This is a genomic window from Streptomyces sp. RKAG290, from assembly GCF_023701695.1.
In the GTDB taxonomy this organism is placed as follows: Bacteria; Actinomycetota; Actinomycetes; order Streptomycetales; family Streptomycetaceae; genus Streptomyces.
In genome coordinates, this window is sequence record NZ_JAJOZC010000001.1 from 4,909,325 (window position 1) to 4,932,212 (window position 22,888).

16 protein-coding genes and 1 pseudogene are annotated in these 22,888 nt (G+C 71.4%); 6 read left to right on the forward strand and 11 right to left on the reverse strand.

Annotation, left to right across the window (positions count from 1 at the left end; translation table 11 throughout):
* Positions 1–69 precede the first annotated feature (69 nt).
* Positions 70–591 (forward strand): DUF1203 domain-containing protein, encoded by a 522-nt coding sequence (locus LNW71_RS21605; RefSeq protein ID WP_250969739.1) that lies wholly within the window; start codon positions 70–72, stop codon positions 589–591.
* A gap of 41 nt (positions 592–632) precedes the next feature.
* Here LNW71_RS21605 and LNW71_RS21610 read toward each other — a convergent pair.
* The 4 genes and pseudogenes from LNW71_RS21610 to pepN form a co-directional block, all read right to left on the reverse strand.
* Positions 633–1,660: pseudogene (locus LNW71_RS21610) on the reverse strand (aspartate-semialdehyde dehydrogenase).
* A 204-nt stretch (positions 1,661–1,864) separates the two neighbouring features.
* Positions 1,865–5,176, reverse strand: coding sequence for a S8 family serine peptidase (locus tag LNW71_RS21615; RefSeq protein ID WP_250969740.1), 3,312 nt, complete (start codon positions 5,174–5,176; stop codon positions 1,865–1,867).
* Between the two features lie 176 nt (positions 5,177–5,352).
* A complete protein-coding gene (locus tag LNW71_RS21620) occupies positions 5,353–6,435 on the reverse strand; it encodes a hypothetical protein (protein ID WP_250969741.1) in 1,083 nt (360 codons plus the stop codon).
* A gap of 264 nt (positions 6,436–6,699) precedes the next feature.
* Positions 6,700–9,300, reverse strand: a complete 2,601-nt coding sequence (gene pepN / locus LNW71_RS21625) for an aminopeptidase N (protein WP_250969742.1) — start codon at positions 9,298–9,300, stop codon at positions 6,700–6,702.
* 132 nt (positions 9,301–9,432) lie between these two features.
* Between pepN and LNW71_RS21630 the strand changes: the two genes are divergently transcribed.
* Positions 9,433–10,083: a DsbA family protein gene (locus tag LNW71_RS21630; RefSeq protein WP_250969743.1), complete on the forward strand. Its 651-nt coding sequence runs from the start codon at positions 9,433–9,435 to the stop codon at positions 10,081–10,083.
* A 40-nt stretch (positions 10,084–10,123) separates the two neighbouring features.
* On the opposite strand, the gene LNW71_RS21635 is transcribed toward LNW71_RS21630, so the two are convergent.
* Positions 10,124–10,657: a DUF4240 domain-containing protein gene (locus LNW71_RS21635; RefSeq protein ID WP_250969744.1), complete on the reverse strand. Its 534-nt coding sequence runs from the start codon at positions 10,655–10,657 to the stop codon at positions 10,124–10,126.
* Between the two features lie 138 nt (positions 10,658–10,795).
* Between LNW71_RS21635 and LNW71_RS21640 the strand changes: the two genes are divergently transcribed.
* Together LNW71_RS21640 and LNW71_RS21645 are read left to right on the forward strand one after the other, a co-directional pair.
* On the forward strand, positions 10,796–12,166 hold the full coding sequence (locus LNW71_RS21640; RefSeq protein ID WP_250969745.1) for an MFS transporter: 1,371 nt from the start codon (positions 10,796–10,798) through the stop codon (positions 12,164–12,166).
* Positions 12,156–13,619 carry an aminotransferase class V-fold PLP-dependent enzyme gene (locus LNW71_RS21645; RefSeq protein WP_250969746.1) on the forward strand — a complete coding sequence of 488 codons (1,464 nt, stop codon included), beginning with the start codon at positions 12,156–12,158 and terminating at the stop codon, positions 13,617–13,619. The genes LNW71_RS21640 and LNW71_RS21645 overlap by 11 nt, the downstream gene beginning before the upstream one ends.
* A gap of 90 nt (positions 13,620–13,709) precedes the next feature.
* Here LNW71_RS21645 and LNW71_RS21650 read toward each other — a convergent pair whose 3' ends face one another.
* From LNW71_RS21650 to LNW71_RS21660, 3 genes are all read right to left on the reverse strand, one after another.
* Entirely contained in the window at positions 13,710–15,185 is a 1,476-nt protein-coding gene (locus LNW71_RS21650; RefSeq protein WP_250969747.1) for an amino acid permease, read from the reverse strand.
* A gap of 231 nt (positions 15,186–15,416) precedes the next feature.
* Positions 15,417–16,382, reverse strand: coding sequence for an aldo/keto reductase (locus tag LNW71_RS21655; protein WP_250972095.1), 966 nt, complete (start codon positions 16,380–16,382; stop codon positions 15,417–15,419).
* A gap of 147 nt (positions 16,383–16,529) precedes the next feature.
* Positions 16,530–17,369 (reverse strand): MOSC domain-containing protein, encoded by an 840-nt coding sequence (locus LNW71_RS21660; RefSeq protein WP_250969748.1) that lies wholly within the window; start codon positions 17,367–17,369, stop codon positions 16,530–16,532.
* Positions 17,370–17,460: 91 nt separating this feature from the next.
* Between LNW71_RS21660 and LNW71_RS21665 the strand changes: the two genes are divergently transcribed.
* Positions 17,461–18,129, forward strand: coding sequence for an O-methyltransferase (locus tag LNW71_RS21665; protein WP_250969749.1), 669 nt, complete (start codon positions 17,461–17,463; stop codon positions 18,127–18,129).
* A 136-nt stretch (positions 18,130–18,265) separates the two neighbouring features.
* Here LNW71_RS21665 and LNW71_RS21670 read toward each other — a convergent pair whose 3' ends face one another.
* A complete protein-coding gene (locus LNW71_RS21670; RefSeq protein WP_250969750.1) occupies positions 18,266–18,907 on the reverse strand; it encodes a superoxide dismutase in 642 nt (213 codons plus the stop codon).
* A 191-nt stretch (positions 18,908–19,098) separates the two neighbouring features.
* Complete coding sequence (locus LNW71_RS21675) at positions 19,099–20,553, reverse strand: amino acid permease (RefSeq protein ID WP_250969751.1); 1,455 nt, start codon at positions 20,551–20,553, stop codon at positions 19,099–19,101.
* A 387-nt stretch (positions 20,554–20,940) separates the two neighbouring features.
* On the opposite strand from LNW71_RS21675, the gene LNW71_RS21680 reads away from it, so the two are divergent.
* Positions 20,941–21,537: a biotin transporter BioY gene (locus LNW71_RS21680; RefSeq protein WP_250969752.1), complete on the forward strand. Its 597-nt coding sequence runs from the start codon at positions 20,941–20,943 to the stop codon at positions 21,535–21,537.
* On the opposite strand, the gene LNW71_RS21685 is transcribed toward LNW71_RS21680, so the two are convergent.
* Complete coding sequence (locus LNW71_RS21685; protein ID WP_250969753.1) at positions 21,518–22,825, reverse strand: FAD-binding oxidoreductase; 1,308 nt, start codon at positions 22,823–22,825, stop codon at positions 21,518–21,520. The genes LNW71_RS21680 and LNW71_RS21685 overlap by 20 nt on opposite strands.
* Positions 22,826–22,888: the final 63 nt, after the last annotated feature.

Genomic DNA, 22,888 nt, shown 5'->3' on the forward strand with positions numbered 1-22,888 from the left:
GTGACCTGCTCACAAGGCGATGTCCGTTTTCCGCCGGACCGCGCCGACGGCGTGAGCCACTCTCGTTCCATGAGCAGCTACGAGGTACGCGCGATCGGCCCGGCCGCGCTGAAGGAACTCCGGGAGACCGACGACGCGGGGCGCCCCTGCGTCCCCTACAACGCCACTGACGCGGGCAGTCCGCTGCGCTGCTGTCTGCGGGGCAACGAGGTGGGGGAGCGGATCGCCCTCGTCTCCTACGCGCCGCTGCGCCGGTGGGCGGCCGAGACCTGGGCGAAGCCGGGGGCGTACGACGAGCAGGGCCCGGTCTTCATCCACGCCGACGAGTGTGAGGGGCCCGCGGCCGACCGGTCCGGCTACCCGTTCTCGCGGGCGGGGGCGCTGCGCACCGTCCGGCGCTACGACGCGGACGGCCACATCGTCGGCGGCCGGCTGCTGGAGATCCCGGCAGACGAGGAGCGCGGCTTCGACGAGGCCTTCGCGGCCGCCTTCGCCGACCCGGAGGTGGCGTTGGTGCACGTCAGAGCGGTCGAGTACGGCTGCCTGCACTTCGAGGTACGCCGCCCGGCCGCAAGCCCCTCCGGCGATTGAAGAACGGGGGCCCGGGGCGGAGCCCCCGAACCCCCATCGCGTCAGCCCTTGAGCTCGACGGCCACCAGCTCCGCGATCTGCACCGCGTTCAGCGCGGCGCCCTTGCGCAGGTTGTCGTTGGAGACGAAGAGCGCCAGCCCGTGCTCCACGGTCTCGTCGACGCGGATCCGCCCGACGAAGGACGCGTCCTGCCCGGCGGCCTGGAGCGGGGTGGGGATCTCCGAGATCTCGACACCCGGCGCGTCCTTCAGCAGCTGGTAGGCGCGCTCGACGCTGATCGGACGGTCGAACCGGGCGTTGACCTGCAGCGAGTGGCCGGAGAAGACCGGGACGCGGACACAGGTGCCGGACACCTTCAGCTCCGGGATCTCCAGGATCTTGCGGGACTCGTTGCGGAGCTTCTGCTCCTCGTCCGTCTCGAAGGAGCCGTCGTCGACGATGGCTCCGGCCAGCGGCAGCACGTTGAAGGCGATCGGGCGCTTGTAGACGGTGGGCTCGGGGAAGTGCACCGCCCCGCCGTCGTGGGTGAGCTTGTCGGCATCGGCGACGACCTTGGTCGCCTGGCCGTGCAGCTCGGCGACGCCGGCCACGCCGGAGCCGGACACCGCCTGGTACGTGGCGACGGTCAGGGTCTGCAGACCGGCCTCGTCGTGCAGCGGGCGCAGCACGGGCATGGCGGCCATCGTGGTGCAGTTCGGGTTGGCGATGATGCCCTTGGGGCGGTTGGCGATCGCGTGCGCGTTGACCTCGGAGACGACCAGCGGGACCTCGGGTCCTTGCGCCAGGCGGAGGAGTTGTCGATCACGACGGCGCCCTGCGCGGCGACCTTCTCGGCCAGCGCCTTCGACGTCGCGCCACCGGCGGAGAAGAGCACGATGTCCAGGCCGGTGTAGTCGGCCGTGGAGGCGTCCTCGACGGTGATGTCCCGGCCCTCCCACTCGATCGTGGAGCCCGCGGAGCGCGCGGAGGCGAACAGCCGCAGCTCGTCGGCCGGGAACTTCCGCTCGGCCAGGATCCTGCGCATGACTGTGCCGACCTGACCGGTGGCGCCGACGATTCCGACCTTCACGGGAACTCCCTCAGACGTACGAACGGGCACGGTTGCCGGTCCATGATGCGTATGTCCACGGCTCCCTTGTCCAATCCATTGTCCGGGGAACGGACAGGTCACGCGCGCGGTGCGCACAGCACAACGGGGCGGGGACTCCAGGAGTCCCCGCCCCGCTGTCGTGCGGATCACATGCTCATCGCTCGCACGCTCACCGCGGTGCCGTTACGGCGTGACCTTCTCGATCACGACGCTGCCGGTGCCCGCCGCGGTACCCCGCGCGTTCACCAGCTGGACCTCGCCGAAGAACTGCCGGCCCGCGGGGGCCGCACCGGCGACCGCGACCTCGGCACCGACCTGGGCCGATGCCCCGGCGGCCAGGTTCACGGCCTTCGACGCGTCGACGTTGATCGTGCCGAGCGACGGCGCGTAGTACACGTCGCGGTAGTCGTACTCGGTGGTACCGGCCGGGACGTCGTAACCCTCGACGACGACCGTGTACGTACCGGCGGCGGGCTTCAGCAGGCTGACCGCCTCCTCGGAGCCGGCCGTGGTGGAGGAGCCCACCTGGGCCGTGCCCTTGTAGACGTACAGGTCGAGGTCGGCGTTGGCGTCCGAGGTGCCCCCGATGGCGATGTCCAGCTTCTCGACGCCCGCACCGATGGTGACCGTGGAGGTCTGCTGGTCGCCGGTGCCGATCGACGGACGGCCGACCTTGGCCGAACCCAGCGAGCCGCCCTTGAGCTTGCCCTCCAGGTCGCCCGCGTTGTTGGTGACCGTCCAGTTCACCGCGGCCGGGGTGCCGATCTTCGCCTCGGCGATGGTCTGCACCGCCGGGTCGAAGGTGGCGCCGAGCAGCGAGACGTCCAGCCGATACGGGTTGTCCAGCAGCGGCGACGTACGCCGGGCCTCGACCTCGATCTCCCAGACACCGGCCTGCGGGTCGGCGTACGAGCGCACGTCGGGGCGGCAGGTGTTGGCCGGGTTCTCGTAGTTCGGGTAGCAGAACGGCGTCCCGCTGTCCTCCACCGCGACCCCGTACGGGTGGATGGAGATGAAGCGGGTCTGGCTGCCCGAGCGGAGCGCGCTCATCGCGACCTCAAGGGTCTTGGCGCCCTCCGGCACGTTCACGAAGTACGACGTGGTGCCGTTGCGCTGCACCGAACCGGACGCCTTGAACGCGTAACCCGGCTGCACCAGGTCCTTGGCGACGACGACCGTGGTGAGGATCTGCTGGTCCACACCGGAGGTCTTCGCGTCGTCGAGCTGCAGGATCGCGCTGTGCACGCCCGCGCTGCCCGGCTTCGCCTGGACCTTGACCGTCACCGGCTTGCCGAGCGGCAGCGAGACGGTGCTCGGCCCGGTCAGCTTGAAGGTGCCGTCGTCGTACTTCCACGACAGCTTGTGGCTGACGGCCTTGTCCGGGCCCGTGGTGCGGGTGACCGTGACGTCGTAGGACTTCTTCTGGCCGGCCTTGAGGCCGCCCTCGCGGTCGTAGAGGCCGGTGCCGAAGCCCGGCGTCTTCAGCGCGAAGTCGATCGCGGTGTCGACCGGGGCCTTGACCGTGTACTCGTGCGCCGGGGCGCCCTTCTTCTCGATCTGCTTCCAGGCGCCGACGATGTTGATCAGACCGGCACCCTGGGCGTGCGCGGGCACTCCCTTGATCTGGGTGGCGGTGCTGGTCAGCGCGGTGCGCAGATCGGCCGGGGGCAGCTCGATGTGCTTCTGCTTCGCGGCGGACAGCAGCAGCGCGGTCGCACCGGCGGCCTGCGGCGAGGCCATCGACGTGCCCTGGAGCATGGAGTAACCGGCCGGGAGCGAGTAGCCCGCCTCCTTGACCGGCGAGCCGGGCAGCCAGGTCTGCGTCGAGTTGATCGACGCGCCGGGCGCCGTCAGGGTCGGCGTGAAGCCGCCGTCCTCACGCGGACCGCGCGAGGAGAACGGCAGCATGTCGTACTTCTTGGTGACGCCGGAGCCGTAGTTGGCGGCCCAGGTCTCCTTGGAGATGGACGCACCGACCGAGATGACGTGGTCGGCGAGGCCGGGGTCACCGATGGTGTTGACGCCCGGGCCGTCGTTGCCGGCCGAGATGACCAGCTGGACGCCGTAGATGTCGATGAGCCGCTTGTACAGCTCCGAGCGGGCGTTGTTGCCGTCGTTGAGCGGCGGCAGGCCGCCGATCGACATGTTGACGACATCGACACCGCGGTTCACGACGAGGTCGATCATGCCCTCGGTCAGCGCGATGTTGGTGCAGCCGCCGGACCAGGTGCAGGCACGCGAGGAGACGATCTTCGCGCCGGGCGCCGCACCGTTCATCTTGCCGCCGAACAGGCCGTTCGCCGCGGTGATGCCCGCGACGTGCGTGCCGTGCTCGGACTCGATGACACCGATGCTGACGTAGTCGGAGGTGTCCCCGGCCGCGTCGTAGACGACGTCCTTGCGGGTCTCCACGACGAACGGGATGCGCTCGGCGACATCGGTGCGCGGGTCGTCCTTGCCGAAGTAGGAGACCTGGTGCTTCTCCTTGTACGGCTTCAGGGCGGTGTCGTCCGAGAAGTCCGCGTCGCTGTTCAGGTCGACGCGGGTGGTGCCGGTGACCGGGTCGTACAGCACGGCCCACACGTCGGTGGTGTCGCCGTCGCGGTTCAGGTCGCCCGCCATGTCGCCGCCCTTGGTGGCGGCCTCGGCGAACAGGCTGATCCGGTAGTCACCCGCGGGGGCCGAGTAGGTGCGGCCCTCGTAGGTGAACGTCGGGCCGGCCACGGCGTCGGTCATCCGCAGCCAGGTGCCGTCGCCGTCGCTGACCGGGTCGGTGGCCGTCACCCAGTCGGTGATCTTGCGCTCGCCGGTGCTGGTCTTCTGCAGCGCCGGGTGACCGACGTCGACACCCGCGTCCAGGATGCCGATGGTCACGCCGCGGCCGTCGGCCTTCGGGTGCTGCTTGACGAAGTCGACCGCACCCGTCTCGAAGGACGGGTTGTACGGGTTCTTCGCCGGCGTCTTCCTGCCCGGCGCGGAGTAGCTGCCCGTCGACTTGGCCTTGGCCTTGCTGCCGGTCGCCCGGTCGGCCGTGGGGGTCGGGTCGTCCAGCTTGATCTCCTGCTTGAGATCGATGCCGTGGACGGAGGCCAGCTTCGACGCCGCCTTGATGGTGGCGGCGGCGGACGAGGTCGGCACGGTCGCCCGTACGTACCCGAGCTTGTCGTACGCACGCCCCAGCACGGAGCCCTTGACGGCGTCCAGTTGCTCGGTTACCTGCTCGGTCGCACCGGGCGCGGTGGCGACCATCATCGTGATGTTCTTCTCGCCCTTGGCACGTGCCTTGGCCAGGACGTCGGCGTCGGCAGTGCCGAGCTTGTCCGCACTGCCGCTCCCGGCAGCGGCCTTGACCGGGGCGGTACCCGGGTCGTCGGCGGCGAGGACGGGGGCGGCGCCGGTGGCGGCCAGTGCGGCCACCAGACCGGCGGCGGCCGCGATTCGGGCCGCGCGTCTCGCCCCGGGTATGTAGCTGGGGGATTCGGAGGTCATCAGCATCCCTGTATGTGAAAGAGAGAGTCCGGAAATCGGTACCGGATGACCGCTCACCCTTTCGTAAATGACAGGGGTTTGTGGAGAGTTGTGGTGGGTGAGTTGTGTACATGGCGGAATTCCGCCACTGGGTCCGAAGCGTCACGAGGGACGAAAGGGTGGAAAGGTGCCGGTGGGTGGCCTCACCGGGGCAGGATCATCACGTACGCGGCCGGCTCGCGGTCGGCCGCCGCCATCAGCGCGGTACGCACCACGGTCGCCTGCTGCTCCGGCGCGACGCGCAGCTTCTTCGGCGAGAGGTGGACGACGGTGACCCCGAGCCGTTCCAGGTGCTCGCGCCGGGCCGCGTACGCGGACCACTCCGCCTCGTGCTCGTCCTGGCGGCGGTCGTCGTCGAGCCGGCTGTGGCGCGGGGCCCTGGTGTCCAGTTCCACGGCGACCGCCTCGGCCGGCCAGTAGGCGTCGACCCCGCCCAGATGCGGGCCGCCCGGCAGGCGCAGGTCCACGTTCCACAGCGGTTGCGGGAGGCCGTGCGCCCGGACCATGTCGTACAGCCGGTCCTCGGCCAGTGCCCGGCCCTCCGCGAGCAGCGAGTCCACGGCGTTCACCACCTGGGGGCGGCCGAGGATCTTGGCCCGGTTCAACTCGCCCACGACGACGGCGGGTTCGCAGTGGCCGCCGCGGACCGCCTCGGTGAGCAGCCGGCGTACGGCGAAGGCGTCACCGAGCCCCGCGACGGCATCCGCCAGCGCGCGCGCCACCGGGGCCACCGGCAGTCCGTCCAGCTGCACCGGCGCCGGCAGCTCGGGCGTCCGCACCAGACGGACGTACCTGACCGACCGCAGCCGGCGGATCCGGGGCACCAGCACGTCGATCCGGTCCATGGCGACGACGGGCGGCGCGGCGGCGAACCCGTGCAGCGAGAGCGCGGCGAGTCCGGTGACCATCGCCTCCCCGTACCCGGTGTCCACGGCTCCCGACCGTGGGCCCGGCACCTGCGCGGTCACCCGCCGCCGCGCGGAGGCCGGCGGCCGTCCCGCGTACAGCAGGGCGGCCCGCAGCCGCTCCTGGCTGCTGGGCGGCGCCGGGTGCAGCACGTACACGCCGGGCAGCGGCTGCTGCCACGGGCCACCGGCCCGGCACTGCTCGGCGGCCTGTGCGGCGGAGATGCCGTGGGCCCTCAACTGGGCGGTGGACAGCACGCGTTGGCGCACATCTGAGGTGATGCGGAGGGTGCGGGAGGAGAGCGGGGTGTTCTGGGTCATGCTCCGGGGTATCCCGCCCGCGGCCGGGGCCGTAACCCCTGTTACACGTCCGTCGACATTCCAGGACAACGCCGTCCTAAAGTACGGGCGTTCGACAGCCGAAAAGACCTGACCCGCCAGGAATTATGAACGGCTCGGCAGGGGCGCGCGGCCCCCGTCGGGCGCCTCACGCACACGCCCCGTACCACCCCGTCCGGGAGCCCGAGGACGATGCCCTCGCCGGGGTGCGGGCACCCCGGCAAGGGCATCGTGCCCGGACAGCTGTCAGCCGGCCGCCGCCGAGTCGCACGCCTGCGCGCGCAGCCCCCGGGCCAGATCGTCCCGGGCCTCCAGCACCAGCCGCCGCAGCGCCGGCGCGGCGTCCGCGTGCGCCGTCAGCCACTCGTCCGTCGCGGCCAGCGTCGACGGATCGTCCTGAAGGGCCGGGAACAGGCCCTTCACCACGGCCATCCCGATCTGGATCGACCGCTCGGCCCACACCCGCTCGATCGCCTCGAAGTAGGTGCCCGCGTAGGGCGCCAGCAGCTCCCGCTGCGACGACTGCGCGAAGCCCAGGATGGTGGCCTCCACCAGCGCGTTGGACAGGGCGTCCGACTCCACGACGCCCGCCCAGGCCTGCGCCTTGACCGCGGCCGACGGGCGCGAGGCCAGGCAGCGCACCTGGTGGCGCTTGCCGGACGCCGTGTCGTCGCGGGCCAGCTCGGCCCCGATCGCCGACTCGTCCGCCAGGCCGTGCGAGGCCAGCGGGGACAGGAACGCCCACCGGAGCTCCTGGTCGACGTCGAGCCCGTCGATCCGGGCCGTCGCGTCCAGCAGCCCGGACAGCAGCTGGAAGTCCGAGTCCGACGTGGCGACCGCCGCGAAGAACCGGGCCCAGGCCAGCTGGTGCTCACTGCCCGGCGCCGCGAGCCGCAGCTCCCGCAGTGCGCCCTCGGCCAGCGACCGGCTGCCCTCCTCACGCCACGCCGGCGAGGCGTAGTGCACCAGCGCGGTCCGGGTCCAGGCGTGCAGCATCTGCAGGACACCGATGTCCGTCTCCCGGCCGGAGAAGGCCAGGACCAGCGAGACGAAGTCGCGGGCCGGCATCAGCCCGTCCCGGGTCAGGTTCCACAGCGCCGACCAGCACAGGGCCCGCGCGAGCGGGTCCGTGATGTCACCGAGGTGCGAGCGCAGCGTGGCCAGCGACGCCTCGTCGAAGCGGACCTTGCAGTACGTCAGGTCGTCGTCGTTGACGAGGATCAGCTCGGGCCGCTCGGCCCCGGCCAGCTCCGCGATCACAGTGCGCGGCCCCGCCACGTCCACCTCGGCCCGTGCGTAGCGCACCAGGTCGCCGTCGGCGGCGCGCCGGTACAGGCCGACCGCGACCCGGTGCGGGCGCAGCTCCGGGTGCGACTCCGCCGCCTCCTGGAGGACCGCCAGCTCGGTGATCCGGTCCGCCGCGTCGTACGTCACCAGCGGGGTCAGCGAGTTGACGCCCGCGGTCTGCAGCCAGGAGCGCGACCAGCCGGACATGTCCCGGCCGGACGTCTGCGCCAGCACCGACAGCAGGTCGCCCAGCTGCGTGTTGCCGTACGCGTGCTTCTTGAAGTAGCGGCGGGCGCCCTCCAGGAACGCGTCCCGTCCCACGTACGCCACCAGCTGCTTGAGCACCGAGGCGCCCTTGGCGTAGGTGATGCCGTCGAAGTTGAGCTTGGCGTCCTCCAGGTCACGGATGTCGGCCGTGATCGGGTGGGTGGACGGCAGCTGGTCGGCGCGGTAGGCCCAGGACTTGCGGTTGTTGGCGAAGGTGATCCAGCCGTCCTGGAAACGGGTCGACTCCACCATGGCGAAGACACCCATGAAGTCGGCGAACGACTCCTTGAGCCACAGGTCGTCCCACCACTGCATGGTGACGAGGTCGCCGAACCACATGTGCGCCATCTCGTGCAGGATGACGTTGGCACGGCCCTCGTACGCCGCCTGCGTCACCTTCCCGCGGAAGATGTACTCCTCGCGGAACGTGACACAGCCCGGGTTCTCCATCGCGCCGAGGTTGTACTCGGGCACGAACGCCTGGTCGTACTTCCCGAACGGGTACGGGTAGTCGAAGTTGTCGTGGAAGAAGTCCAGGCCCTGCTTGGTGATCAGGAAGACGTCGTCCGCGTCGAAGTGCCGGGCGAGCCCCTTGCGGCACAGCGCGCCGAGCGGGATCTCCAGCTTCGTGCCGTCGTCGAAGGTGCGGGTGTAGGAGTCGGTCACGTAGTGGTACGGACCGGCCACGATCGCCGTGATGTACGTGGAGATCGGCTTCGTCTCGGCGAACTGCCACACCCCGCCGTCCCGCGACTCCTCGGCCCCGTTGCTCCAGACCGTCCACGCCTCGGGCGCCGTCACCCGGAAGCGGAAGGGGGCCTTGAGGTCGGGCTGCTCGAAGTTGGCGAAGACGCGCCGCGAGTCCGCCGGCTCGTACTGCGTGTAGAGGTAGACCTCGCCGTCCTCCGGGTCGACGAACCGGTGCATCCCCTCGCCGGTCCGGCTGTACGCGCACTGCGCGTCGACCACCAGGACGTGCTCGCCCTCCGCCAGGTCCGCCAGCGCCACCCGGCTGCCGTCGAAGACGGCCGCCGGGTCCAGCGCCGTGCCGTTCAGCGTCACCGCGTTCACCGCGGGCGCGATCAGGTCGGCGAAGGTCGTCGCCCCGGCACGTGCCGTGCGGAACCGGATCGTGGTCACCGAGCGGAACGTCCGCGGGGCGGCGCTCCCCCCGCCGTCCCCGTCGGCCTCACCGACGGCGGACCGGACATCGAGCACGACGTCGTAACCGTCGACGGTCAGCAGCTCGGCCCGCTCGCGGGCCTCGTCGCGGGACAGGTTTTCACCGGGCACGAGCACACTCCTTTGTGTCACGTTCGAATACTTTGATCCTCCCATGCCGCCTCCCGGCCCGGCATGCGGGAATGGCCGGACCGTCCCTCGGCGTTCTCGCGGACAGATGCGATCGGTCCTTCGAGGAGAGACATGTCTGAGAACAGCACGGCAACCGGCAAGATCCCTGCCGACTTCTGGTTCGACCCGCTCTGCCCCTGGGCCTGGATGACCTCCCGCTGGATCCTGGAAGTGGAGAAGGTCCGCGACATCGAGGTCCGGTGGCACGTGATGAGCCTCGCCGTGCTCAACGAGAACCGGCTCGACGAGCTGCCCGAGGAATACCGCGACATGCTGGAGAACAAGGCCTGGGGCCCGGTACGAGTGGTGATCGCCGCCCAGCAGAAGCACGGCGACGACATCGTCGGCCCCCTCTACACCGCGCTCGGCACCCGTTTCCACAACCAGGGCGAGGGCCCCACCCGCGAGGCCGTCGTGGGCGCGCTGAAGGACGTCGGACTGCCGGCCGAGCTCGCGGAGTACGCCGACTCCGACGCCTTCGACACCGAGCTGCGCGCCTCCCACCAGGAGGGCATCGACAAGGTCGGCCAGGACGTCGGCACCCCGGTCATCGCCGTGCCCGGCGCGGACGGTGAGCAGGTCGCCTTCTTCGGCCCCGTCGTCACCCCCGCCCCGAAGGGCGAGGCGGCGGCGAAGCTGTGGGACGGCACGCTGCTCGTCGCCTCGGTCCCCGGCTTCTACGAGATCAAGCGGACCCGGACCGCCGGACCCAGCTTCGAGTGACCCGACGGGTGCGGGCTCCGCGGAGCCCGCACCCGCTGTCTCACCCGTACAGCGCGTCCAGCCGCGGCAGCCGCCGCGCTATCTGCTCCTCGTCGTCGAAGTCGAAGTCCCACTCCGGGTCCAGGGCGGGGTACTCGACCGTGAACGAGTCCTCGGGCAGGTCCTCACCGGTCACCTCCCGGTAGGCGTCCCAGGCGACCCCGAGCAGTTGCTCGCACTCCGCCTCCATGCCCTCGTTCGCCGCCTCCTTGACCGACGGCAGCTCCGCCAGCGAGTCCGGATCGGCGACCGCGCGCTCGAACACCGTGCGGCCCTGGGCTATCAGCCAGCCGCGGAAGTCGTCGAACCCGTCGTCGGAGCATCCGCCGTTGATCGTGTACGCGGCGGCCCAGAGCGGGGCCCGGTAGGACACCGCCATCAGGTCCCACAACAACTGCTGTGCGACGACGATGTCGTGCACGGGCCGTTCGGCGAGCAGCTCCGAGACCCGCTCGGCCACCGCCTCCGCGTCCGCCGGGTCGGTGACCAGGGCACGGGCGTCGTCGATCAGCTTCCAGAAGTCCATGGTGTCCATGGAGTTCAGCATGGCGCAGGGGTCTGACAGTGCGGCCGCGCGCCCCCTCCCGGGTCCCGGGCCGGCGCCGCCGGAGTTCACACGCACGTCACGCCGGACCCTTGCCGCGGACTCGAACTCTCGTTCATGATCTGCGGCATGCCAGCCGACGTCCGAACGGACGTGCCACCGGGACCCCTGCCCGGCCCCCACCTGCCGCGACGGGTCCGGGTCGGATACGGGCTCGGCTCGCTGTGCACCGGCACCTTCGCCACGGTGCCCGGCCTGATCCTGCTCTACTACCTCACCAACGTCCTGGCCGTGCCGGCCGCCGTCGCGGGCGCCGCCGTGTTCCTGCCGAAGGCCTGGGACGTGCTGATCAACCCGCTCGTCGGCGCCGTCTCGGACCGCAGCCGGCTGCGCGGCGGTCCACGACGCCCCTTCCTGCTGATCGGCGCCTGCACCCTGCCGCCGCTCTTCGCCCTGCTCTTCGCCGCCCCGCCGCTGCGGGGCGCGGCCGCCGCCGGCTACGTGGCGGCCCTGTTCCTGCTGGCCGCCACCGCCTACGCCGTGTTCCAGGTGCCGTACGTGACGATGCCCGCCGAGATGACCGAGGACCCCGGTGAGCGCCGCCGGGTCCTCGGCTGGCGGGTGACCTTCCTCGGTGTCGCCATCCTGCTGTCCGGCGCGCTGGCCCCCGCGATCGCGCACGCCGACGGCGACACCCCCGCGAGCTACCGGCTGATGGGCCTCGCCGTCGCCGCGCTGCTCGCCGTCGGCATGTTCGGGGCCTGGTTCACCACCCGCTGGGCGCCGGCCCTCACCCGCAGCGAGGCCGAGCCGTCCCTGCGCGCCCAGCTCGCCGCCGCCCGCTCCAGCAGGCCCTTCTGCCACCTCGTCGCGATGTGGACGCTCCAGGCCCTGGCGATCGGGGTGATGCTCGCGGGCGTCCAGTACTTCGCCACGTACACCCTCGGCTCGGCGAGCGCCGTCACCCCGCTCTTCGCCTGCATGATCGGCCCGCTGGTGCTGTTCATGCCGCTCTGGAACCGGCTGGCCCGGCTGCGTTCCACCACGTACGCCCAGTGGTGCGCCTCGCTGCTGTACCTCGCCGGGGCGATCGCGCTCGCCTTCACCCGGCAGGGCGGCCCGGCCCTCGGCTACGCGGCCGTCGCGGTGATCGGAATCGCCTACGCCGGGCTCCAGCTGCTGCCGCTGACCATGCTGGCGGACACCCTCGCCGACGACGTCGCGCGGACCGGGAAGCGGCGGGCCGCGACGTTCACCGGGCTGTGGACCGCCGCGGAGACCCTGGCCTTCGCGCTGGGCGCCGGGGTGTTCGCCCTCGTCCTGGCCCTGACCGGGTTCCGTTCCTCGGACGCCGGGCACCGGGTCGACCAGCCCGGTGCCGCGCTGACCGGGATCACCGTCGGCATGAGTGTGCTGCCCGCCGTCCTGGCCGCCGCGAGCCTGTGGCTGCTGCACCGCTACGAAGACCCACTCCAGGAAGAGCCCGCCCATGCCGACTGATCCCGCACCCGCCGTGCCCGCCGCGGACGTCCTCGCCGAACTCACCGCCCTGCGCGGCGCCGACGCGCCCACCCGGGGCGGCCGGACGTTCGCCTACGTCTACGACGCGGGCCTGGCGGGCCTCGACGAGCTGGCGGCCGCCGCCTACAGCGCGTACGCGACCGTCAACGGCCTGGACCCCACGGTCTTCCCGAGCGTCGCCCGGCTGGAGAACGACGTGGTGGGCGCGGCGGCCGCGCTGCTGGGCGTGCCGGGTGCGCAGGGCACGTTCACCAGCGGCGGCACGGAGTCGATCCTGCTGGCGGTGAAGACCGCGCGCGACCACGCCAGGTCCGAACGCGGGGTGACCGAGCCCCAGTTGGTGCTGCCCTCCACCGCCCACGCGGCCTTCCACAAGGCGGCCGCCTATCTGGGCCTGGAACCGGTCGTGGTACCCGTCGACCCCGTGACGTACCGGGCCGACGCCACCGCCATGGCCGCGGCGATCACCTCGCGCACCGCCCTCGTGGTCGCCTCGGCACCCTCGTACGCGCACGGCGTGATCGACCCGGTCCCCGAGATCGCCGCAGCCGCCGCCGAGCGGGGCGTGCTGTGCCATGTGGACGCCTGCATCGGCGGCTGGATCCTGCCCCACCTGCGGCGTGCGGGCCGCCAGGTACCGCCGTTCGACCTCTCCGTACCCGGCGTCACCTCGCTCTCCGTGGACCTGCACAAGTACGGCTACGCGGACAAGGGCGCCTCCGTGGTGCTCTACCGGGACGCCGCACTCCGCCGCCACCAGTACTTCGCCCACGCGGGCTGGCCCGGCTACCCGGTCGTCAACCCGACCGTCCAGGGCACCAAGTCGGCAGGGCTGCTGGCACAGGCGTGGGCGGTGCTGCGGTACGTCGGCGAGGACGGCTACACCGCGCTGGCCGGCCGGGTGGCCGAGGCCTCCGACCGGCTGCTCGCGGGGCTGCGCGCGAGGGCGGACGTACGGGTGCTCGGCGACCCGGCGGCGGGGCTCGTCGCCTTCACGGTCCTCGACGCTCCGGGCGGCGCACCCTGGCTGAGCCTGCTGCTGCACCTCGCGGACGAGATGCGGGAGCGCGGCTGGTACCTCCAGCCGCAGCTCTCCTTCGACGGCCTGCCGCCCAACCTCCACCTCACCCTGACCCCGGCCACGGTCGGCCAGGTGGACGCCCTGCTCACCGACCTCGACGCGGCCCTGGGCACGGCCCGCGCCCTGCCCCCGGTCGCGGTGGACCCCGCCCTCGCCGAGCTGGCCGCCGGGCTCGACCCGTCGAAGCTGGGCCCCGACGAGATCGAGGCGGTACTGGCCTTCGCGGGCCTCACCGGCGACGGCGGCCTGCCGGCCCGGATGGCCCCGGTCCTGATCCTGCTGGACGCCCTGCCCGGCCCGCTGAAGGAGCGGCTGCTCGCGGAGTTCGTGGGCTCGGTCTTCCGGATCTGAGGGCGGCTCCGCCGTCGTCGCGGTCCCCGTCCTCGCCGAAGCCGCCGCGGGTGCGGCCAGGAGCTCCCCGGGGGGAGGGGCGCTTCCCGGTCAGTCGACGAGGAAGTCCACCTCACCCGGCTCCGTCTCCATGGCCTGGCGGTCGAGCCTCAGCATCAAGGTGAGGAACAGGCCGCCCAGGAACAGCAGGCCCACCACGATCACGACGGAGACGAACGCCTCGCCCGGCGTCACCAGGACGAACAGTGCGACGAGCGTCCACACCAGAGCGCAGACCGCGACCGGCAGTTCGAAGCGGCCCAGGTCGAAGGCGCCCTTCTTGCGGCCCAGGCGTCCGCGCACCGTCAGGTAGAGCACGATGGTCGAGCCGTAGGTGATCGCGGGGAGGATGGTCGAGGCCGTGATCAGCTCCAGCAGCGCGGCACCCGGCAGCGCGACCATCAGGACGACACCCAGGGCGAAGACCAGCACGGTCGCCGGGACAGGGGTCCTCGTACGGGGGTTCACCCGCCGCATCAGCCGGTGCGCGGGGAAGCGCCCGTCGCGCGACATCGCGAAGACGAGCCGCGAGCACGCGACCATCACCACGATCCCGGCGCCGAAGAACGCGAGGGTGATCGCGACCAGCACCGCCCTCTCCGTCGCCGGACCGAGCTGGTCCCGCATGATCGCCGCGACCGGTGAGCCGGCGGCGCTGATCCGGGGGATGTCGTCGATCGCGAGGGTGAGCGTGATCAGGAACAGCATGCCCAGGACACCGGCAGCCACCACCGATCCCACGATCGCGCGCGGAACGGCGCGGAACGGGTCCTTGGCCTCCTCGGCCAGGTTCGCCGCCGAGTCGAAACCGACAAGGGTCGCCAGCCCCATGATCATCGCGAGCATCAGCCCGCCGCCGACCGCGAAGTAGTCGGGGGTGCCCTCGACGACACCGCGGGAGGTCAGGTTGCCGGCCGCGCCGTCGCCCGTGACGGCCACGGCGATGACGAGCGCGATCGCCACCACCACGACGAGCGCCAGTTCGAGCCCCACCGCGACGGTGTTGATCAGGCTGACGAGGCGGGTGGAGGCCACGGCGATCGCGGTCTGGACGAGCAGCACCACGAGGGTGATCAGGCGCGCGGTGTCCTCGTCCGGCGCGATGCCGGCGAGCGGCATGAACGCCTGGCTCGCGAGCGCGTTGTCGATCGCCACCACGCCGATCGCCAGGTAACAGAAGGTCAGCCACCCGAAGCACCAGCCGACCTTCGGGCTGGCCAGCCGCGAGGCCCATTGGTAGGAGGAACCGCTGAGCGGAATACGGGCCGCGAACTGAGCGACCACCAACGCCACCAGGGTCTGTCCCACTGCCACGACGATCCACAGCCAGATCCCGACCGGCCCGGCGGTCAGCAGTACTTCGTCGAATGTGGCGAAGATGCCGACCGCCACCGAGATGAACGCGAACGAGATCGCGAACACCTGGAAGGAGCCGAGCGTCCGCTTCAGTTCCTGCCGGTAGCCTCCCGCCTCGACGGGCCCCGCATCGCCCTGGGCGTCGGACGAGGACTCCACCACCGCAGCCACCACACCTTTCAGGCCCCTCCGGTGCCCGAGGCACTCGGCGGCAGAGACCGACAGTGCACCATATTCACCCGCTTCGGCCGCTATGTTCCGTTTGGCCCACGCGAACCGCCGTACGGATGCCGGACCGTCCCCCGCCGCGCCGCGCCGGGCCGGCCGGGACGCGGAGGTCCGGATCCCCGCGGCCTCGTCGAAGCCGGCCGGCCGCAGCGGCGGCCGGGGGAGGGGACCGGGTCAGGAGTAGAAGTCCCGCTGCCAGCGGTGCTTGGCCAGCACGTCGAGCTGCTCGGCGGAGAGCGGACGCCCGTCGCTCAGCGCGGTGTTGCGCTCCACGTTGCGCACGCTGCGCATGCCGGGGATGACGGTGGAGACCGCGGGCGAACTCAGCACGAACCGCAGCGCGTGCTCCGCGATGGCGTCCGGCTCGATGCCCAGGTCCGCGACGATCGCCGCCACTCGCCGCTCCACCTGGGCCGGGCGGTCGTCACGGAAGTAGCGGTTGCGCCAGTCGCCCTCGGGGAACGTCGTGCCGGCGGTGATGCTGCCGGTCAGCCCGCCCTCGTCCAGCGCCACCCGGACGATCACCCCGACGCCGTGCTCCTCGCAGGCCGGCAGCAGTTCGTCGCCCGGCGCCTGGTCGAACACGTTGTAGATGACCTGCACGCTGTCCACCGCACCGCTGCGCACGAGTGCGAGGGCGCTCTCGGGCCGGTGGTCGTTGACGGAGACCCCGAACAGGCGGATCTTTCCCTCCTGCTTCAGCTCGGCCACCGTCTCCAGCCAGTCCCCGCGCCCCACCCACTCGTCGCTCCAGACGTGGAACTGGAACACGTCGAAGTGGTCCAGCCCGGAGGTGCGCAGGCTGGTCTCCAGGCTCGTACGGATGTACTCGCCCGGGAACGCCTGTGCCGGGTCGGTACCGTCCGCCGGAGGCCACACCCCGTTCTTCGGCGGCACCTTGGTCGCGACCAGTACCTCGTCACCGGGCCGCCCGCGCACCACCTGCCCGACGATGCGCTCGCTCTCGCCGTAGCCGCGCGCCGTGTCGATGAAGTTCACGCCGAGATCGACGGCCCGGTTGAGGGCGCGCACGGACTCGTCCTCCGTGGCACCCACCCAACTGGACTCGCCGATGCCCCACGCGCCGTAGCCGATCTCGGACACCGACAGGCCGCTGCGTCCCAGTTCGCGATAGCGCACAATCATCCTCCACGTCGTGGTTCCCGGGCCGGCCGGAGCCGAAGCGCCGTGCCGGAAATCGCTTTGACGATAGGCGACTTGGGCGTCGCGGGCAGTTGGATATCCCTCCGTGCTGTCCGTCCTCGCCGCAGGTGGCTGGGCGAGGACTCAGGCGCTGACCAGGCTCCGGATCCCGACCGGGTCGCCGACGCTCACCACGCCCTCGCGGACCACCGCGTTCTTCACGCCGAAGCTGACCCGGTTCCCGTACTCCGCCTCGCGCCGGTAGGTCGCCAGGGTCCTGACCGGTTCCGGGCCCATGCGGCGGCCGGTCTTCTGGTCGACGAGCGGGACGTTGCACCGCGTGGCCCGTACCGAGTGGGCGAGTTCGACGGTGCCCATGGTCATCCGGCGCACCCGGTCCTCGAAGTGCGGTTCGCCGTCGCCGGTCAGGACGATGTTGGGGCGGAAGCGGTCCATCGGGACGGCCGCCGCGTCGCCCCGGGCGGCGATACGGGCGTTGAGGCCGTCCAGGGAGGCGGTCGAGGCGACCAGGATCGCGTGCGCGTCGGCGAAGTTGACCTTGCCCGGGGTGTCGCCCCAGCCGTCCCGGTCGAAGCCGGGAACCGCCCGCACCAGACGGGACGCGGCCCCGAGCACGTCGGAGAACCACTCCGCGACGGCGTCCCCCTGGTCGGCTGCCGCGCCCAGCGGGCGGTCGAACATGCTGACGTCACGGCGCGGGCCGTCCCGGTCGACGTCGAGGCGCAGCGGTTCGACGCCCTCGGCGGACAGGAGCAGCGCCGCTCCGGCGGGCAGGACCTCGACCTCGACCGCGGCCATCGAGGGGTGGGTGCGCTGGCTGCGGAAGGCGCCGGTCGCCGCGTCCACCACCATGAACGTCCGGTCGTGTTCGAGCCCGGTCGCGACGACCCGTGCGGAATCGACCGTGGTCCCGGCGCAGCCCTTGACCGGGTAGTAAGTCAGTCCTCGTACGGTGATCGTCATGTCGCTCTCTCCATGGGCCCATCATCGCATTCACCTCGCATGAGGTAAGTTCCCTTAAGGAACTTACCTCAGTGCCAAGAGGGAACACGTCATGACGCAGGCGCAGTGGACCGCGGTCGACGACTACTTCAACACCTTGCTGGTGGGCCCGGACGACGCTCTGGACGCGGCCGTCGAGGCCAGCGAGAAGGCCGGCCTCCCGGCGATCCAGGTCGCCGCGAACCAGGGGAAGCTGCTGAATCTGCTGGCCAGACTCCAGGGCGCGCGCACCGTTCTGGAGATCGGCACCCTCGGCGGATACAGCACCATCTGGCTGGCCCGCGCGCTGCCCGAGGGCGGCAGGCTCCTCACGCTCGAATCCGACCCCGAGTGCGCCGAGGTGGCGCGCGGGAACATCGAGCGCGCCGGGCTGTCGGAGGTGGTCGAGATCCGGGTCGGCCGGGCCCTCGACACGCTGCCGGAGCTCGCGGAGCAGGGGTACGGGCCGTTCGACGTCGTGTTCATCGACGCCGACAAGCCGAGCAACCCCGACTACCTGGCCTGGTCCCTGAGGCTGACCAGGCCCGGGAGCCTCATCGTCGCCGACAACGTCGTGCGTGACGGCGAGGTGGCCGACGGTGCGAGCGACGACCCGAAGGTGCAGGGTGTGCGCCGGTTCACCGAACTCGTCGCGGCGGAGCCGACGTTGACCGCGACCGCGCTGCAGACCGTCGGCACCAAGGGCTACGACGGGCTGCTGATGGCCCTGGTCACCGGGTAGCCGTCCGGCCCGGTCCGGTGCACCGGCATGGAAGGGCCCCCGCGAGTCATGTCCTCGCGGGGGCCCTTCGTTCATCCGCCTGCCAGGCAAAAGTTGAGAAGACGATCACGAGGCAGGACGTCCTTCGTGCCCTCCGTCAGGGGGCGAGCAGCAGCACGTCCGCGCGCTCCTTGGCGGCCGCGTACCGCTTCGCCACGTCCTGCCAGTTGACCACGCGCCACATGGCCTCGATGAAGTCGACCTTCTGGTTCTTGTACTGGAGGTAGAAGGCGTGCTCCCAGGCGTCGAAGACGAGGACCGGGACCGAGCCCTGGCCCACGTTGCCCTGGTGGTCGTAGACCTGCTCGACGATCAGCCTGCCGCTGACCGGCTCGTACGCGAGGACGCCCCAGCCGGAGCCCTGGGTGGTGGCCGCGGCCTTCGTCAGCTGGGACTTGAAGCCCGCGAAGGAGCCGAAGGAGTCGGTGATCGCGTCCGCGAGGCCGCCGACGCCGTCCGCGGCGAGGGGCTCACCGCCGCCGTCGCCGGTCATGTTGTGCCAGTAGATCGAGTGCAGGATGTGGCCCGAGAGGTGGAACGCGAGGTTCTTCTGGAGCCCGTTGATCGCTCCCCACGCCTCCTTGTCGCGCGCCTCCTCCAGCTGCTCCAGGGTGTCGTTCGCACCCTTCACGTACGCGGCATGGTGCTTGTCGTGGTGGAGCTCGACGATCTGCGGATTGATGACCGGTTCGAGCGCCGCGTAGTCGTAGGGGAGTTCCGGGAGCGTGTACGTGGCCATGGTTTCGAACCCTCCAACTGCATTCCTGTGGTTGTTGCAACCTATATGCAAGAGCAGGCTAGCAGCAGGAGTGGCTGGAGGGAGATCAGCCCTTCGGCGTAGGACCCGGGCCCCATGGAGCCGCCACGGCACACGAAAAAGCCGGGCGGGCCGGAGTGATCCGGCCCGCCCGGCGTGCTGAACGCGGCGGGCTACCCGCTCGTGGTGCCCGCTCCCGGGCCCGCCGTCCCCGGGTCCGCCGTCGCCGAGCGGCGCTGGCGTACGACACCGATCACGATCAGGACCGCGGTCAGTGCGCCCGTCGCCAGCAGCTGGTCGCGGGTGTCGGGCTGGCGGAGCATCAGGAAGAAGATGCCGACCATGGCCAGCAGGGCCACCACCGTCAAGGCCGGGAACAGCCACATCCGGACCACCAGCTTCTGCGGCTCCTCGCGCTCCAGCCGGGTACGCAGGATCAGCTGGGAGGCGGCGATGAAGATCCAGACGACCAGGATCACCGCGCCGATCATGTTGAGCAGCCAGGGGAAGACGTCGTCCGGCCGCCAGTAGCTCAGCAGCACGCACAGGAAGCCGAACACGGACGACACCAGGACCGCCGTCCGCGGCACACCGGAGGAGACCCGGCCGAGCCGCTTCGGTCCCTGGCCGCGCGCGACCAGCGAGCAGGCCATGCGCGAGGCGCCGTAGATGTTGGCGTTCATTGCGGAGAGCAGCGCCACCAGGATGACCACGTTCATGATCTCCGCCGCGCCGCTGATCCCGAGGTGGTCAAGGGCCGCGTAGAACGGTCCGACCTCCACGACCTTCGGGTCGTCCCACGGGACCAGGGTGACGATGACCGCCATCGAGCCGACGTAGAAGAGCGCGATCCGCCACATCGCCGTCCGCACGGCCTTCGCGACACCCTGCACCGGGTTCTCGGACTCGGCCGCGGCGATGGTGACCGTCTCCAGGCCGCCGTACGCGAAGACGGAGGCGAGCAGCCCGATGACCAGGCCCTCGGAGCCGTTCGGCATGAAGCCGCCCTCGCCGCTGAGATTGGCGGTGCCCGGCGCGTCAGTGCCCGGCAGCACGCCGAGGATCGCCAGCACACCCAGCACCAGGAACAGCGTGATCGCGGCGACCTTGAGCGCGGCGAACCAGAACTCGAACTCGCCGAACTTCGTCACCGAAGCCAGGTTCGTCCCCAGGAACACCACCATGAACAGCGCCACCCAGGCCCACTCCGGAGTCCCGGGCAGCCAGCCGGTGACGATCTTGGCCGCGCCGATCCCCTCCAGGCCGACGGCGACGCAGAGCAGCACCCAGAACGCCCAGCCCGCCGTGAACCCCGCCCACGGGCCGATCGCCCGCTCGGCGTGCACGGAGAACGAGCCGGACGCCGGATTCGCCGCCGACATCTCACCGAGCATGCGCATCACGAGCATGACCAGCAGCCCGGAGACGGCGTACGCGATCACGATCGAGGGGCCCGCGGCCGCGATGCCCGCGCCGGAGCCGACGAACAGCCCGGCACCGATGACGCCGCCGAGGGCGATCATCGACAGGTGGCGCTGCTTGAGCCCGTGGGTGAGGGCCGAGTCGGTTCCGGTGTCGGAGGCTGCGGTGGGGGAGCCGGTGGGGGGAGGCGCGGAGGTCCGAGGCATGGACAGGCTCTGTTCGGTCGGTGAGCGGGGGACGTATCCACAGTCTGAACACCCGCCCCGTTCACGGGGAACGACTGTCCGCTATACGGGCACCAGGCTCACACAAGGCGCACACCCCGCTGCGCGGAGCGGGTCTCTGTCACGGAACGGCGTTTTAGAGGGAGTTCACAGTCTGCACCGGAGCTTCTGCCCGGCCCGGCAAGGTTGAATCCGCCCTCACCTCAGTGACAAGCGTCACGCCCGCGGGCGATTGCGCGACGCTCTTTGTGTGAACCCCACCAATTGCTCAACCACCGCTTTGTGGGCCGCTGATGATGATCGAGCCGTGCTCCGTCGGCTAACGTCAGGCTCGACCCTCCCCACCTGCCCTCACCTCGCGGAGTCCCGATGAGCACTGCTGCCGCCGTCCCCGTCCGTACCGGAGCGGTCCTCGCCGATCTGCTGCCCGCCGCCCGGCACCGCTACGCCGTGGACACCGCCCTGGTACTCGGCGGCGCCGCCCTCACGGGCATAGCGGCCCAGATCTCCGTGCCCGTTCCCGGCTCCCCGGTCCCGGTCACCGGCCAGACGTTCGCCGCGCTCCTGGTCGGCACCGCGCTCGGTGCCCGCCGCGGCTTCCTCGCCCTCGCCGTGTACGCGCTCGTCGGCATGGCCGGCATGCCGTGGTTCTCGGCCGGCAGCTCCGGCGCGGGCGGCGCCTCGTTCGGCTACGTGCTCGGCATGCTCCTGGCCGCCACCGTGGTCGGCGGCATGGCCCGCCGCGGCGGCGACCGTTCGGTGCTGCGCACCGCGGGCACCATGGTGCTCGGCTCGGCGATCATCTACGCGGTCGGTGTGCCCTACCTGGCACTGTCCACGGGCATGTCGGCGAGCGCCGCGATCGCGGCCGGACTGACGCCGTTCCTGATCGGCGACGCCCTGAAGGCCGCGCTCGCGATGGGCGCGCTGCCCGCGTCCTGGAAGCTCATCGGCCGTCGCGGCTGATGCCGTAACCCCCACCGAAGAGGCTCGCCGGGTCGTAACGCGACACCAGTGAGGCGAGCCTCTGCTGTGTCTGCGCGTCGTGGAAGCCCTCGGTGCGGTCCCCGCCGCCGAAGGAGAAGTTCAGCGAACGGCCCACGGCGAGCGGCGCCAGCACCCCGGCCACCTCCTCGTACAGGGCCCGTACCGACGCGATGTCCGTGCCGTCCAGCGGGGACAGCAGCCGAAGCAGGAACCCGGCCTCGCGGTAGGGCACCGCGTTGCCGTCCACGGGGCCGGCGGACAGCGCGCCGCCCAGGTGGTTGAGCTGGACCACGGTCATCATCGGCGCCTTCCGGCCGGTCAGCTCGAGCACCCGCGCCGCGCGTGCGGGATCCAGCCCGCTGAGCATCAGCCCGTCGCCGTAGTAGGCGTGCGGGAACGGCGGATCGTTGTGGATGGTGTGGCTGTCCGTGTACGGCATCTCCCGCAGCGAGTCCGCGAGCACCGGTCCGATCGCGCGCAGCGGCGCGACCAGCCGTTCGCCCTCGGCCTCGCTGCCGGTGAACGCGACGCGTACGGAGACGACGTACCGGCCGCGCATCGCCTCCGGCATCTGGGGCACGTCGGGGTAGACGAGTGCGGCCACCGACGACGTCAGCGCCTGCGGCACGGTCTCGGTCCACTCCAGATAGCGGCGGAGCACCTCCGCGCCCGCCTCGCCGTCCCCGTCGAAGGCGAGCGAACCGCCGTACAGCCGCGCCACCGGCGCCAGGCCGATCTCCAGCCCCGTCACCACGCCCAGCCGGTGCCCGCCGCCGCGCAGCCCCCAGAACAGGCCGGGCTCGTCCCTCGCGGTGACATGGCGCAGCACCCCGTCACCCGTCACCACATCGAGTGACCGCACATGGTCGGCGGCGTACCCGAACTCCCGGGCCAGGATGCCCAGCCCGCCGCCCAGCGTGTAGGAGACGGCGCCCACACCGGGGGCGGAGCCGTTCAGCGGGGCTAGTCCGTGCGGTGCCGCCGCCTCGACGACCTGTGCCCAGGTGACGCCCGCGCCGATCGAGGCGGTCCGGCCCACCGGGTCGATCCGGACGGCGTCCATCCGGCGGGTGCTGATCAGGACCCCGCCCTCGACGGCGCCCGGCAGCCCGTGCCCGGTGGCATGGACGCCGACCCGCAGCCCGTCCCCGGCGGCCCGCGCCACGGCGTCGCGTACGTCCTCGGCCCCGGCGGCCTCGACGACGAGGTCCGGGCGGATGGGGAAGCCGGTCTGGAAACCGGACGGGAAATCAGGGGCGGCACTCATGGCGGAGGCTCTCCAGTCGCTCGCTCGACGGCTTACGAAGGAGAGCCTCCCCGATATACCTGA

Coding starts and splice junctions, on each gene's coding strand:
- LNW71_RS21620 (WP_250969741.1), bottom strand. CDS start 6,435: ATGACCCAGAACACCCCGCTCTCCTCCCGCACCCTCCGCATCACCTCA.
- LNW71_RS21680 (WP_250969752.1), top strand. CDS start 20,941: ATGAGCACTGCTGCCGCCGTCCCCGTCCGTACCGGAGCGGTCCTCGCC.
- LNW71_RS21640 (WP_250969745.1), top strand. CDS start 10,796: ATGCCAGCCGACGTCCGAACGGACGTGCCACCGGGACCCCTGCCCGGC.
- LNW71_RS21670 (WP_250969750.1), bottom strand. CDS start 18,907: ATGGCCACGTACACGCTCCCGGAACTCCCCTACGACTACGCGGCGCTC.
- LNW71_RS21605 (WP_250969739.1), top strand. CDS start 70: ATGAGCAGCTACGAGGTACGCGCGATCGGCCCGGCCGCGCTGAAGGAA.
- LNW71_RS21675 (WP_250969751.1), bottom strand. CDS start 20,553: ATGCCTCGGACCTCCGCGCCTCCCCCCACCGGCTCCCCCACCGCAGCC.
- LNW71_RS21660 (WP_250969748.1), bottom strand. CDS start 17,369: ATGACGATCACCGTACGAGGACTGACTTACTACCCGGTCAAGGGCTGC.
- LNW71_RS21615 (WP_250969740.1), bottom strand. CDS start 5,176: ATGCTGATGACCTCCGAATCCCCCAGCTACATACCCGGGGCGAGACGC.
- LNW71_RS21635 (WP_250969744.1), bottom strand. CDS start 10,657: ATGGACACCATGGACTTCTGGAAGCTGATCGACGACGCCCGTGCCCTG.
- LNW71_RS21665 (WP_250969749.1), top strand. CDS start 17,461: ATGACGCAGGCGCAGTGGACCGCGGTCGACGACTACTTCAACACCTTG.
- LNW71_RS21685 (WP_250969753.1), bottom strand. CDS start 22,825: ATGAGTGCCGCCCCTGATTTCCCGTCCGGTTTCCAGACCGGCTTCCCC.
- LNW71_RS21645 (WP_250969746.1), top strand. CDS start 12,156: ATGCCGACTGATCCCGCACCCGCCGTGCCCGCCGCGGACGTCCTCGCC.
- LNW71_RS21630 (WP_250969743.1), top strand. CDS start 9,433: ATGTCTGAGAACAGCACGGCAACCGGCAAGATCCCTGCCGACTTCTGG.